Origin of the sequence: Nitrosospira multiformis, from assembly GCF_900110185.1 — a bacterium.
Lineage (GTDB): Bacteria > Pseudomonadota > Gammaproteobacteria > Burkholderiales > Nitrosomonadaceae > Nitrosospira > Nitrosospira multiformis_A.
On record NZ_FOCT01000001.1, the window covers coordinates 191,490 to 203,299 of the forward strand.

15 protein-coding genes are annotated in these 11,810 nt (G+C 54.1%); 3 read left to right on the forward strand and 12 right to left on the reverse strand.

What is annotated here, in order from left to right:
• Window positions 1–5: 5 nt before the first annotated feature.
• From BMY01_RS00890 to flgB, 7 genes are all read right to left on the reverse strand, one after another.
• Complete coding sequence (locus BMY01_RS00890; RefSeq protein ID WP_074743714.1) at window positions 6–698, reverse strand: flagellar basal body L-ring protein FlgH; 693 nt, start codon at window positions 696–698, stop codon at window positions 6–8.
• A gap of 78 nt (window positions 699–776) precedes the next feature.
• Window positions 777–1,559: a flagellar basal-body rod protein FlgG gene (gene flgG / locus BMY01_RS00895; RefSeq protein ID WP_074743715.1), complete on the reverse strand. Its 783-nt coding sequence runs from the start codon at window positions 1,557–1,559 to the stop codon at window positions 777–779.
• A gap of 92 nt (window positions 1,560–1,651) precedes the next feature.
• Window positions 1,652–2,404 (reverse strand): flagellar basal body rod protein FlgF, encoded by a 753-nt coding sequence (locus BMY01_RS00900; protein WP_074743716.1) that lies wholly within the window; start codon window positions 2,402–2,404, stop codon window positions 1,652–1,654.
• Window positions 2,405–2,434: 30 nt separating this feature from the next.
• The gene (gene flgE / locus BMY01_RS00905) at window positions 2,435–3,655 is read right to left on the reverse strand and encodes a flagellar hook protein FlgE (protein ID WP_074743717.1); all 1,221 of its coding nucleotides are present in this window, start codon (window positions 3,653–3,655) and stop codon (window positions 2,435–2,437) included.
• Window positions 3,656–3,757: 102 nt separating this feature from the next.
• Complete coding sequence (gene flgD, locus BMY01_RS00910; protein ID WP_074743718.1) at window positions 3,758–4,426, reverse strand: flagellar hook assembly protein FlgD; 669 nt, start codon at window positions 4,424–4,426, stop codon at window positions 3,758–3,760.
• Between the two features lie 9 nt (window positions 4,427–4,435).
• Window positions 4,436–4,855, reverse strand: coding sequence for a flagellar basal body rod protein FlgC (flgC, locus tag BMY01_RS00915; RefSeq protein ID WP_011380661.1), 420 nt, complete (start codon window positions 4,853–4,855; stop codon window positions 4,436–4,438).
• A gap of 14 nt (window positions 4,856–4,869) precedes the next feature.
• Window positions 4,870–5,274, reverse strand: coding sequence for a flagellar basal body rod protein FlgB (flgB, locus tag BMY01_RS00920; RefSeq protein WP_074743719.1), 405 nt, complete (start codon window positions 5,272–5,274; stop codon window positions 4,870–4,872).
• 382 nt (window positions 5,275–5,656) lie between these two features.
• Here flgB and flgA point away from each other — a divergent pair, with 382 nt between their 5' ends.
• From flgA to BMY01_RS00935, 3 genes are all read left to right on the forward strand, one after another.
• Window positions 5,657–6,403: a flagellar basal body P-ring formation chaperone FlgA gene (gene flgA, locus BMY01_RS00925; RefSeq protein ID WP_074743720.1), complete on the forward strand. Its 747-nt coding sequence runs from the start codon at window positions 5,657–5,659 to the stop codon at window positions 6,401–6,403.
• A gap of 154 nt (window positions 6,404–6,557) precedes the next feature.
• Window positions 6,558–6,884 (forward strand): flagellar biosynthesis anti-sigma factor FlgM, encoded by a 327-nt coding sequence (gene flgM / locus BMY01_RS00930; RefSeq protein ID WP_074743721.1) that lies wholly within the window; start codon window positions 6,558–6,560, stop codon window positions 6,882–6,884.
• 1 nt (window position 6,885) lies between these two features.
• Window positions 6,886–7,362 carry a flagella synthesis protein FlgN gene (locus tag BMY01_RS00935; RefSeq protein ID WP_074743722.1) on the forward strand — a complete coding sequence of 159 codons (477 nt, stop codon included), beginning with the start codon at window positions 6,886–6,888 and terminating at the stop codon, window positions 7,360–7,362.
• Window positions 7,363–7,625: 263 nt separating this feature from the next.
• On the opposite strand, the gene chrA is transcribed toward BMY01_RS00935, so the two are convergent.
• The 5 genes from chrA to BMY01_RS00960 all read right to left on the reverse strand — a co-directional run bounded on the left by chrA (window position 7,626) and on the right by BMY01_RS00960 (window position 11,802).
• The gene (gene chrA / locus BMY01_RS00940) at window positions 7,626–8,951 is read right to left on the reverse strand and encodes a chromate efflux transporter (RefSeq protein ID WP_074743953.1); all 1,326 of its coding nucleotides are present in this window, start codon (window positions 8,949–8,951) and stop codon (window positions 7,626–7,628) included.
• Between the two features lie 168 nt (window positions 8,952–9,119).
• A complete protein-coding gene (motD, locus tag BMY01_RS00945; RefSeq protein ID WP_074743723.1) occupies window positions 9,120–9,983 on the reverse strand; it encodes a flagellar motor protein MotD in 864 nt (287 codons plus the stop codon).
• Window positions 9,984–10,055: 72 nt separating this feature from the next.
• Window positions 10,056–10,289 (reverse strand): hypothetical protein, encoded by a 234-nt coding sequence (locus tag BMY01_RS00950; protein ID WP_139176625.1) that lies wholly within the window; start codon window positions 10,287–10,289, stop codon window positions 10,056–10,058.
• 62 nt (window positions 10,290–10,351) lie between these two features.
• Window positions 10,352–11,092: a flagellar motor protein gene (locus BMY01_RS00955; RefSeq protein WP_074743725.1), complete on the reverse strand. Its 741-nt coding sequence runs from the start codon at window positions 11,090–11,092 to the stop codon at window positions 10,352–10,354.
• Window positions 11,074–11,802, reverse strand: coding sequence for an RNA polymerase sigma factor FliA (locus tag BMY01_RS00960; protein ID WP_074743726.1), 729 nt, complete (start codon window positions 11,800–11,802; stop codon window positions 11,074–11,076). Before BMY01_RS00960 ends, BMY01_RS00955 begins: the two co-directional genes overlap by 19 nt.
• Window positions 11,803–11,810 lie beyond the last annotated feature (8 nt).

The following is an 11,810-nucleotide window of genomic DNA, read 5'->3' on the forward strand; positions in this document are numbered from 1 at the left end:
GCACTTCAGAATGGCGCAACGGTCAGAAAGAAGCGTGAAAGCCAGCCCATGGTTTGCGCCTCGTCGATATAGCCATTCGCCTTATACTCGATTCGCGCATCCGCCACTTGGATCGATGATACCGTGTTGTTGATCACCGTTTCCGGGCGCACAACGCCAGAGAAACGGATGTATTCCGAGCCCTGGGTCATTGCCAGCTGCTTTTCGCCACTTACTACCAGATAACTGTTGGGCAGCACATCGATCACGGTAACGGTAATCGTGCCGCTAAAATTATTGGTGGAAGCCGCCTCGCCCTTACCTGCGAAATCATTGGACGAGGATGCCCCGAGATCGATTTTTTTTGTGATAGGCACCCCAAACACGATTGGCGGAATTCCGAAGCTTACGTCGCCATTCTTGTTGGCGCTGCTGTTGGAGCGTTTGCTGGCATTGGTTCGCTCGGTGAGGAGAATCACCAGCGTATCACCGATCTGGCGCGCCCGTCGGTCGATGAACAAGGTATGGTATTGATTAGCATCCTGATAAACCGATCCATTGCCAGGCGGCGGTGCGGGCAGCGCCGCACGCGCAGACATAGGTTGTTGAACGATTGGCGCAGGCGGCGGCAGGCTGACGCAACCGGAGAGCGCGAGCAGCACCCATGTCATGAAACCGAGAACTCGTGCGCGTCGCTTCGCTGAGAAACTCAAAACCATTTTGTGCCGCCATGATTCTTGATTGTCATCGCCGCTTCAGCCGCAGACATTTGAATGTTCGAGCCGGTTACTGCCAATCTATAGCTGGGTCAGGCGTTGCAACATCTGGTCCGACGTTTGCACCGACTTGCTATTGATCTCGTATGCCCGTTGGGTCTGAATCATATTGACCAGTTCCTCCACCACGTTGACATTGGAGGTTTCCACATATCCCTGGTTGAGTAACCCGGCCCCATCCATACCGGGATTGGTAACGTTAGGAGTGCCGCTGGATGCTGTTTCCACATAAAGATTTTCGCCCACGCTCTGCAAGCCGGCAGGATTGACAAATGTGGCAAGCTGCAGATTGCCCACTTGAACGGGTGTAGTGGAATCCTGGGTGGTTACGGAAACGATGCCATCACGACCCACTGTGATGCTCTGGGCATTCGGCGGAATGGTGATCGCAGGTTGAACGTAATAGCCACTGGACGTTACCAGTTGCCCCTCGAAATCGGTCTGAAACGAACCGTCCCGGGTGTAGGCTGTCGATCCGTCGGGTCGCAGCACCTGGAAAAATCCCTGTCCCTGGATAGCGACGTCCTTGGAATTTCCGGTCTGCTGCAGGTTGCCCTGAGTAAATACATGCTCGGTGGCAACAGGTCTGACGCCGGTTCCGAGCTGCAGGCCGGAAGGCAGCTGGGTTTGCTGTGAGGATTGTGCGCCCGGCTGGCGAAGTGTCTGGTACAGCAGGTCTTCAAAAACGGCGCGCGACCGCTTGAAGCCGTTCGTGCTGACATTCGCCAGGTTATTGGCAATGACATCCATCTGCGTCTGCTGCGCATCAAGCCCGGTCTTGGAAATCCAAAGTGATCGAATCACATCAACTCCATGAAAAATTATTTTCTATCATCTGGTTACAATCACTCATCAAAGTGACGTATCAATACGGATGTGCAGAATCCTTCCCTACCTCACCCGCTGATCGACAGGAGCTGGCTCGCCCGTTGGGCGTTGCCTTCCGCATTCTGCAACAGCTTCATATGCGTCTCGAACTGGCGGGAAAGGGAAATCATGTCCACCATCGCCTCCACGACATTGACGTTGCTCCCCTCCAGCGCACCGCTGCTCAAGGTAACGTTTCCATCCGCCTCCGCCTCACCACCGCCACTGAGCCGGAAGAGCCCGTCGGCACCGCGAACGAGCTGCGCCTCAGGCGGATCAACGAGCTTGATCCGACCCACTGCGACAGCCAGATTGGGTTCGCTCGTCCCTGCCCCGGTCGGCACCGTGGAAATCGTACCGTCGGTGCCTATGGTAACTTTCGCATTGGGCTGGATGGAAATCAGCCCGGTATCGCCCAGTACGTTCAACCCGTCGCGGGTCTGCAATACACCATTGGCACTGACATGAAGATCGCCGTTGCGAGTATAAGCCTCGGTACCGTCCGCCAGTTGTACTGCGATCCACCCGGCTCCCTGTATTGCTACGTCAAGTTCACGTGCGGTGTTCTGCACTGTGCCCGGACGGAAATCCGCCCCGACACTTGAATCCACCACAAATGCCCTCGTAGCGAGGGTATCGCTGAACACCGGCACAGCGCGCAGCGCATTTATTTCAGCGCGGTATCCGGGAGTGTTCGCGTTCGCCAGATTGTGAGATACCGCAGCGTGCTGTCCCAGCGCATGCTTCGCCCCCGTCATGGCAACATAAATCATGCGATCCATATTTACTCCAGTGATTGCCTGCTAGTCGGATTACTTCAGATTCACCACTGTCTGAAGTATCTGATCCTGAGTCTTGATCGTCTGGGCATTGGCCTGGTATACACGCTGGGCCGTAATCATATTGACAAGCTCGGAGGTAAGCTCCACGTTCGAATCCTCAATCGCGCCGGCCTGTAGCACACCCAGACCCCCGGTATTCGGCGCCGCTACCAGCGCAGCGCCTGAAGCGGCGCTTTCTTTCCAGGTATTATTGCCCACTGCTTGCAAACCCTGAGGATTGGCGAAATTGGCCAGCGCGATCTGCCCCATGGAGAGAAATTTACCGTTGGAATAACTGCCGCTTACGACTCCATCCTCGCTGATAGAGAAACCAGTGAGCTGGCCGGATGCATACCCGTCCTGCGATAACGCATTGATACCGAAATTGGAACCAAACTGGGTCGTGTTTGCGAAATCGATATCGAAAGCGAGGGGACTGGCTCCGGTAGTGACGGGAGCCGTCACACTGAAGCTGCTGGAGCTCAAGGGGTCGAGGCTGCCGTTGGACAAGAAATTCAATGTGCCAATCGACAGCCCGCCATTGAGGAGAGTGCCATCGTTGGCAGCGAACACATCCCAGCTATTGGCTGCCGTCTTGACGAAATATGTCGATAATGGAGTCGAATTACCCAGGCTGTCATAGACCGAAAGCGACGTTGAGCTGTGATAAGTCGCCGGATCCGTCAGATCGAAGGCGGCCGCACTCAACGGCGTCCCGCGCGAATCGAGATTGACCAATGCGTTCACCCGCGTCGTGGTGACAGGTGGCAGGTCCGCAGTGGAAAGCCTTAAATCGGTAGCCGTGCCGGTATTGATCTGTCCGGTCGAGTTGGCCATATAGCCGGTAAGACGGAGGCCACTGCTGTTGACGATATAACCATCCTTGTCCGGATGAAACTGGCCGTTGCGCGAATAACTGATCGTGCCCTGATCGCTTAAACGGTAGAAACCTGCACCGCTGATGGCGATATCGAATGGATTGTTGGATACGGTAATACTTCCCTGGCTGAATTGCTGAGCAATTCCGGCTAGCTTGACACCTATGCCGGCCTGCGTGCCACCGCCGCCCGACAGCGAATTGGCGAACATATCCGCAAACTGTGCCTGTGACTGCTTGAAGCCCACAGTATTTGTATTGGCCACATTATTACCGATGACCTCGAGGTTTTTCGATGCCGCATTCAAACCACTTAAACCCTGCTGAAAACTCATATCTTTCGCTCCCCTGCCTGTTCGTTCGTACTGAATACCGTGATAAATGCCAATGTCCTGTAGCTGAGCCGCTTTCGGCCGCCCGCCCTTCCCTACCTCAGCCTAAAAAATCTGCCTGATATCGGCCAATCCGACCATTCCCAGGCTGCCGACGTCCAATTGCACGCCTTGATTTCCCTGGGATACGCCTTGAACGATTGCCGCCGCCAATGCCTGTACTTCCACCTTCTGATCGCCACGCAGCGCGGCAACGCTTATGCTGTAATTCCCGTCCGCTGCCTGACTGCCATCACTCGTCTTGCCATCCCAGGCCAATTCGAGTGAGCCCGCCGCCTGAGGACCGAGATTCATGACTTGAATCTCGCGGCCGGCTGCGTCATGTATTCTTACCTTCACCTGATCCGCGGGTTGCGTCAGTTCAATACCGAATCGCGCCGCTCCGCCGGCCAACTGCAGGGCAGAGCCAGGCACAAGCACCTCTCTTCCGATCATGCCGGCGGCTTGCAGCGATTGCCCGGCAGTAAAACTGTCGGCAATGGTTCGAATGGTCGCATTAAGTCTCTCGACACCGTTCACGGTACTGATTTGAGCAAGCTGTGTGGTAACTTGTGCGTTGTCGAGAGGATTGAGCGGATCCTGATTTTTCATTTGGGTAACCAGCAGCTTGAGAAACCGGTCCTGCAAGTCTTCTTCTGCCGGTTTGGCAGCGCTTCTGGTTCCATAAGCGGCAAATGGGTTACTTGTCGACTGTGTATTCTGGATAGTACTCATGGAGATTTCCTATTGTCCGATCGTGAGGGTTTTCAGCAGTAATGTCTTCGCGGTATTCATCATGTCCACATTGTTCTGGTACGAGCGCGAAGCAGAAATCATATCGACCATCTCTTCCACTACATTTACATTCGGCATGGTGACAAATCCCTCCGGATTCGCCATCGGATGCGAAGGTTCGTATACCATCTTCATGGGGGATTGATCCTCGATTACCCCGGAGACCCTCACACCGTGGGTACCATTTGAGATACCGTTATCCCCTAGAGGCGAAGTGCTCATGAACACGACCTGCTTTGCCTTGTACGGCTGTCCATTGGAACTCGCCGCGCTGTCCGCGTTTGCCAGATTGCTTGCAACCACATTGAGGCGCTGATTCTGGGCTGTCATGGCCGAACCGGCCACGGTAAAGATATTGAAAAGAGACATATTCCGCTTTCCCCCTAGCCCTGAATGGCAGTCCGCATCTGCCTGATCTGATCGCTGATGAATGTGAGATTGGCCTCATAATGAACGGCGTTATCGGCAAACTGGTTGCGTTCCACATCCATATCGACCGTGTTCCCGTCCACACTGCCTTGTACGGCGGTCCTGTACAGCAATTGCTGCCCTGCTGCCACCCCTGCTCCTGCTGGAGAAGCAATATGATTCGACGCGCTTGTCACAAGAATGACGCCGCGCTTCCCGGTCAACGCGCCTTCCATCGCTTCCTTGAAATCGATGTCGCGCGCCTTGTATTGGGGCGTATCCGCATTGGCAATGTTTGAAGCAATCAATTGCTGCCTGTGCGCCCGAAGGTTGGCCGCATCCTGATAAAATCGAAATGCATGATCAAGCTTATCGATCACGGAAATCTCCCCTTCTATCAATTTCAATTCGTGTTGAATGGATAAACGAAAGCATCTTATTAGGGATGGAAATTGTCCAAAAGCCGGATTAAAAGGGGATAAATCCCCTAGATCCCCTTATCTCGACTTTGAAATCAGATTCCGCAGCCGTTGCAGCTTCTGGATCTCCCATCCCTCCAATTGCCTACGGGTCCTTTACGGGTCATTGCAGCAACAATCACGTAAGGAAGCAGGCAATCGCAGGGTGATATCGTATATGGATACCTGTTCCGGATAATGCCCCGAATAGCGGAAAAAACACCTCTCATTTCCACCGCTACCCGATACCCATGCGTACTAGAATCCTGGAGTCGCACATTGGAAGCATTTTTTGAGAGTCCATATGCCTGCCATCCATCTTCGATTACTATCCCGGTTATTGGCCTGTAGCCCGAGCCTGCTCATTCTCCTACCCTTGATTCTCCCCTCACTTGTCTCCGCAGCAGCCTCTGCCCCGGCAACTGCAAGGCAGGATCCGCATGCTGTCAAGCAGGCGGTTTTGAGCTTTCTGCAGATGCAGTCGATAGGTCTTCCCGGCGAGGTGGAAATCACGCCGGGGCCGATCGATGCGCGGGTGGGATTGCCGGCTTGCACGGCGCTTGAACCCTCCTTGCCGCCGGGCACACGCCCCTGGGGAAATACAACTGTCATGGTGCAGTGTACGGCGCCTCACTCCTGGACCATTTACGTCCGCGCTACCGTAAAAGTCGTGGCTGACTATCTGGTAAGCACCCGGCCACTGAGACAGGGACAGGTAATTGCGGCTTCAGACCTGACCAGCCGGAAAGGCGATCTCAGCCAGCTTCCGCCGGGTATCGTGACCGACTGGAATCAAGCAATTGGCAGAACCTTGGGAGGGAGCCTTCCTTTCGGAAGTCCGTTACGCCAGGATATGCTTCGCGCTCAAACAGCCGTAATACAGAATCAGACTGTGAAGCTTGTCTCCAGCGGACGGGGGTTCAGTGTGAGTGCGGAAGGCAAAGCGCTGACCCATGCAACAGAGGGCCAGCCGGTAAAAGTTCGAAGCGCTTCGGGCACGGTTGTAAGCGGCATTGCCCGGGCAGGCGCCATCGTTGAAGTAACCTATTGATTGCAGGAAAGCAGAAAACAAAAAGATGACCTTTGCTCAGCCGTTCTTGGGTTGCCGTCTTGCGTGTAAGAATCGGTAACTGGACCTGATAAATCTCAAGTTTCTCCCAAGTTCTCCGTTAAACTGTCTACAGTCAAACTGAGGAGACAAGCAATTGAAAATAGAGAACTCAATCAAAACAGAGTCTGCCAAGCCGGTTAACGAAGGGCAGCCGTCTCCTGGTAAATCGGGACAGCGCGCGGTAGCAAACGCTGCCACCTCGGGTGCGAGGGGCGCGAATAGCATAAGCACCGATATCCAACTGAGCGTGCAACTGAAAAATATCGAGAAAAATTTGTCGAAGGGCGAGGTTTTTGATACTGAGCGGGTAGCAGAAATCAAGCAGGCCATCAGTGAAGGCCGTTTCACGGTCAATGCGGACAAAGTGGCTGATGGGTTACTCGACACTGTCCGCGACCTGATTCGCAGCAGGCAGGGATAACTTGAATAATACTGTTTTCGATCCCATTGCCGGTATTGCTAACGAGCGCGATGCCGTACGGGTGTTCATCGATGTGCTGCGCAGGGAGCAGCATGCCTTGCAACAGGCGGATGTGTCTGTGCTGTTGCCGCTCGCCGTGGAAAAAGCAAGTCATGCCCAGCAGCTGGCCGAGCTTACCCAGGCTCGTGAGCAGTGGCTTGCAATGTCTGGCTCCCGCGAGGATCAGGGTGGTATGGAACGCAGGCTGGCAGATCATCCCACCGCGGCTATGGCTTGGCAGGAGTTGCTCCAGTTGACTGAAACCGCCCATCAGATAAACGAAATCAACGGTATTCTCGTGAGCCAGCGCCTCCGTTATAACCAGCAAAGACTTTCTGCATTACATGCTGCTGCCCGTGGCCTCCATGATAATGGCCTTTATGGCTCTAATGGTCAGCCGCAGATCTTTTCCGGCGGACGCCGGCTTGGCGAGATCTAAGGAAGTAAAACAGGACACGGGATCGCGGTTTTCCTCATGCCCCCTATACTTACCTCTATTGAGAACGCTATACAATCCGTATCAGGACCAGACGGATTGGAACAGGGAATTCCGACGTTTCCTGTGTTGGAATAAATGCTGGTATTCCTTTCACCCCTGCCGGTCTAACCTGTCGGACTCATCATCCCGTTGCCCCTGGGCCCTTCCCCCCGTTCGCCTGAGCTTGTCGAAGGTGCGAACGAGACTCAGAACAGGCTGTGCGATCACTGCGGAAATAACGAGCGCAGCGCCATGCCGCCCAGCCCGCATCCCAGAATGACCGGAATGACGCCGCTCTTGAAGCGAAATAAAGCAATCAGTGCGATAGCAGCCAGGGCAACGGAAATCCAGTCTATGGGACCATCGATTCCCGATACCCAGAAAACGTGATAGGCAAAAAATAAGGCCAGATTGAGAATAATACCTACTACCGCGGCGGTAATACCGGTAAGCGGAGCTGTAAGTTTCAGATTCCCGTGTGTGGTTTCGATAAATGGACCGCCTAGCAGAATGAAAATGAAGCTGGGCAGAAAGGTAAAGAAAGTGGCTATGGCGGAGGCGATAAAAGCCGATGCAAAAATTGCTTCTGAACCCAGTACTGCTTTGGCCCATCCACTGACAAAACCGACGAAAGTAACCACCATGATCAGAGGACCTGGGGTCGTTTCCCCTAGCGCAAGCCCATCGATCATCTGAATAGGCGTCAGCCACTGGTAATGTTCTACCGCACCTTGATAAATATAGGGCAAAACGGCATATGCGCCGCCGAAAGTAAGCAAGGCAGCTTTGGTGAAAAACCAGCCGATTTGCGTGAATGTATCCTCCCAGCCAAAGGCGAGAGAAAAAGCACCCATGACACTCGACCAGATGACAAAGCCTGCGGTCGCCGCTCCCACGAACCTTCTCATGGTGAACAAGGCATGCGGTGGTATGGGCGTATGATCGTCAATCCAGGCGCTTCCGGACCCCTTTCTGTCGGTGCCATGAACACTCGTGGTCCTGAAATAATCCGGTGCAAAGTGTCCGCTTGAATATCCAATCAGACCTGCAGCCAGAACAATAAAGGGAAACGGTAGTTCAAAAACAAAGACTGCCAGGAATGCGAGCGCGGCGATACTCCATGTGATGGGATTTTTCAGGACCCTGGCGCCGATTCGCCAAGCGGCCGATAGAACAATGGCCACTACAGCAGGCTTGAAACCGTAGAGCAGGCCCGCAACTGCTGGAGCCGAGCCATACGCCATATATATCCAGGCAAGTCCCACAAGAATGAAGAAAGACGGCAATACGAAAAGCATGCCCGCAACGATGCCGCCCGGAGTGCGATGCATGAGCCAGCCAATATAAGTCGCTAACTGCTGCGCCTCCGGACCCGGCAGGACAATACAATAGTTCAATGCATGCAAAAAACGGCTTTCCGAAATCCACCGTTTTTTCTCGACGAGATCGTGGTGCATGATCGCGATCTGCCCGGCAGGTCCGCCAAAACTGATGAATCCGAGCTTCAGCCAATATAAAGCGGCTTCGGCGAAAGTAACAGGAGGGGATATATCTGGGAACGTATCTGGATTCGGTGCCTCAGTATCTTTGCTTGAAGCGTCCACGCACTCTCCTCTACAGGGAATTCGACCCTTAAGATTGGAGCAGGCCTTGGACGCCGAGGTCTTGAAATGCGGACGTCTTGAATGGGGAGGCTGCTGAATCCCCGCAGGAAAAACTTATGCTAGTTTCTCTCGCCGAAAAAGGCAAGCAGTTCTTTCAGAATCCGCCGACGCGGACTCGGTTTCCTGTGACGCGTCCTCTAGGTTATCGGACGGATTGTGGCCTGGGTTGGAGAGGATCATGATGGTAACGCGTCGATTACGTGTGCGACCCTCTTCAGTATCGTTCGAATCCACAGGCCGGTTCTCGCCATAGCCCACGGCAGTCAGCCGTGCCGCCTCTACCCCGCTGCCGATGAGCAATCGAACTACACTGCTGGCCCGCACTGCTGATAATTCCCAGTTGGAGGGAAATTTATCGGTTACGATCGGAATACTGTCCGTATGGCCTTCCACCTGGATGGGATAGTCGTTATCTTTCAACACTTGCGCCACTGCTTCAAGAACGCGGGCGGAGTTTTGTTCCAGAACTGCCTGCCCAGGCGCAAATAATACCCTGGCATTGATTTCCACAGCCAATCCCCGACTGCTTGGAATCACCCTGACCTGCCCGTTCTCAATGAGCGAGCTGAATGGCTGAAAGGCTGCTACGACATCTCTTGCGATAACTTCCATTGCTTCCTGCTGCCGGCGCTGCGCCTCGGCCAGACGACGCGCCTTTTTTATTGGCCAGTCCTCTTCGGGGGATTCCTGAACAGGCGGCGAGGGCGCGGACTCCGGCGTAATGAGTATGCTTCGATCCGATTGCGCGCCGAATGCGCTCACAAGCGAGCCCGCCACTCGCTGGTATTTGCCTTCGTTTAACTGCGAAACCGCATACATCACGACAAACAGCGCGAGCAGTAGCGTGATAAAGTCGGCATAGGATACGAGCCAGCGCTCGTGATTCTCACGCTCTTCCAGTTTGCGTTTGCGGGCCATATCAATTGAAAGCCTGTCTGCCTGATAAACCGGGTTTCCGTTTCATTTTCTATCCATAACCAGTCTTTTTCTTCATACCTCTTTGTCGCTCGCCCTGCGCCCACCTTTGCGCCGGTCCGGATTTCTTCTCTCGCTTGCTCCCCGGCTATTGGGATCGCGCCGTTCTACGCCGGCGCGTCTTTCCCCCTGGCGTCTCTCCACGTACACGCCATCCTTCATCGGCCTTTGCTTGTCATCTCCAGTCGTAACCGCTTCATTGGCTTCGTCTTCGTTTGTCATAGCTGTTTTGTCACTGTTTTTCATCATTTCTCCTGAATGGAACGATTGCTCTACTGAGCAAGCTGTACTGATTCGGGCGGAAGGTTTCGTCATACAACATATCCCTTCAGCCGTTCTGCAATAAGCCGTGGATTCTCGCCTTTTGCAATTCCGACCAGGCCATCGACCAGCATGTCCCGCAGCAATACCTGGCGGGCAATAAGGGTCTTCAGCTTGTTTGCAATAGGCAAAAATGCAAGATTTGCCAGGCCGACGCCATAAATGGTCGCGACGAATGCGACCGAAATACCTGCGCCAAGGTCGGCAGGATTGGACAGGTTTTCCATTACCTGGATTAATCCCATCACCGCTCCAAGAATGCCGATAGTCGGTGCATAACCTCCAGCTGCTTCCCACACCTTGGCGCCCTGATGGTGGAGATCCTCGAAAGTCTCGATCTCCACTTCCAGCACGCGCTGCAACACCTTGGGTTCGGTTCCGTCCACCACCATCTGCAGTCCTTTTCTCACGAAAGGATCGTCGATGCCTTCAACATGATTATCGAGTGCCAGCAAACCCTCCTTACGTGCAGCAGCGCTCCAGGTTGCGATATGCTGCACTACCGCTTCCGGGTTGAGCACTGGCGGAACAAATATCCAGCGGCTCATTTTCATGGCAAGTACAAACTGGCGGACCGGGCTTTGCAGCAGAACAGCTCCCAATGTTCCGCCCAGCACGACTACGAGCGACGTAACCTGAATGAGCGATGCGTGGTGCCCCCCCTCGAGCACTTGCCCGCCAAAAACAGCAACCAGTGCAATACCGATACCGATTATGCTATTGAAGTCCATGCGCACTCCTTGAGTCGCACGCGTAGCCGGGCAATCGCCTGACTATGCATTTGACATATCCTCGATTCGGATACGCCTAAAACGGCGCCGATTTCCTTGAAATTCAGTTCCTGCTCGTAGTACAGCCCCATCAGCGTTTTTTCACGCTCGGGCAGGATCTCTATGGCATTGATCAAAATCCGGCGCAAATCGCCGTCGAGCAGCGCTGACAGCGGATCAGCAGTATTGTCGGCACAGTTGCGCTCCAGAAAATCATCGTCCTCATCGTCCGAAAAATCCTCATAATGGATAAGCTGGGTTCCTCTTGCTTCAAACAGCATCTGCTGATAACTTTCGATCGACACGCCGAGTTCTTCGGCGATCTGCCGCTCCGAAGGAGAGCGGCCGAGGCGCTGCTGCAGCACGTTGATAGCGCTTTCGATCTGACGCATGGATCTTCGGGCCCCTCGCGGAAGCCAATCCAGCTGGCGCAGCTCGTCGAGCATGGCGCCGCGAATGCGTTGCTGCGCATAAGTCTCGAATTGTGCCCCGGGCATCTCTTCATACCGGTTCAACGCTTCCATCAAGCCGATCATTCCGACCTGTACCAGGTCGTCTGCTTCAACACTGACGGGCAGTCTCGCCATCATGTGATTGGCAATCCGTTTTACAAGCGGAGTAAACTCCACGATCTGCTGTTGTTTATCAATGGTGCCGACCGAAGTGTACATGCTGTTCC

Excerpts from the sequence above, each read along its gene's own strand:
- BMY01_RS00890 (WP_074743714.1), bottom strand. The coding sequence starts at position 698 with ATGGTTTTGAGTTTCTCAGCGAAGCGACGCGCACGAGTTCTCGGTTTC.
- BMY01_RS00900 (WP_074743716.1), bottom strand. The coding sequence starts at position 2,404 with ATGGATCGCATGATTTATGTTGCCATGACGGGGGCGAAGCATGCGCTG.
- flgE (WP_074743717.1), bottom strand. The coding sequence starts at position 3,655 with ATGAGTTTTCAGCAGGGTTTAAGTGGTTTGAATGCGGCATCGAAAAAC.
- flgD (WP_074743718.1), bottom strand. The coding sequence starts at position 4,426 with ATGAGTACTATCCAGAATACACAGTCGACAAGTAACCCATTTGCCGCT.
- flgC (WP_011380661.1), bottom strand. The coding sequence starts at position 4,855 with ATGTCTCTTTTCAATATCTTTACCGTGGCCGGTTCGGCCATGACAGCC.
- flgA (WP_074743720.1), top strand. The coding sequence starts at position 5,657 with ATGCCTGCCATCCATCTTCGATTACTATCCCGGTTATTGGCCTGTAGC.
- motD (WP_074743723.1), bottom strand. The coding sequence starts at position 9,983 with ATGGCCCGCAAACGCAAACTGGAAGAGCGTGAGAATCACGAGCGCTGG.
- BMY01_RS00950 (WP_139176625.1), bottom strand. The coding sequence starts at position 10,289 with ATGATGAAAAACAGTGACAAAACAGCTATGACAAACGAAGACGAAGCC.
- BMY01_RS00955 (WP_074743725.1), bottom strand. The coding sequence starts at position 11,092 with ATGGACTTCAATAGCATAATCGGTATCGGTATTGCACTGGTTGCTGTT.
- BMY01_RS00960 (WP_074743726.1), bottom strand. The coding sequence starts at position 11,802 with ATGTACACTTCGGTCGGCACCATTGATAAACAACAGCAGATCGTGGAG.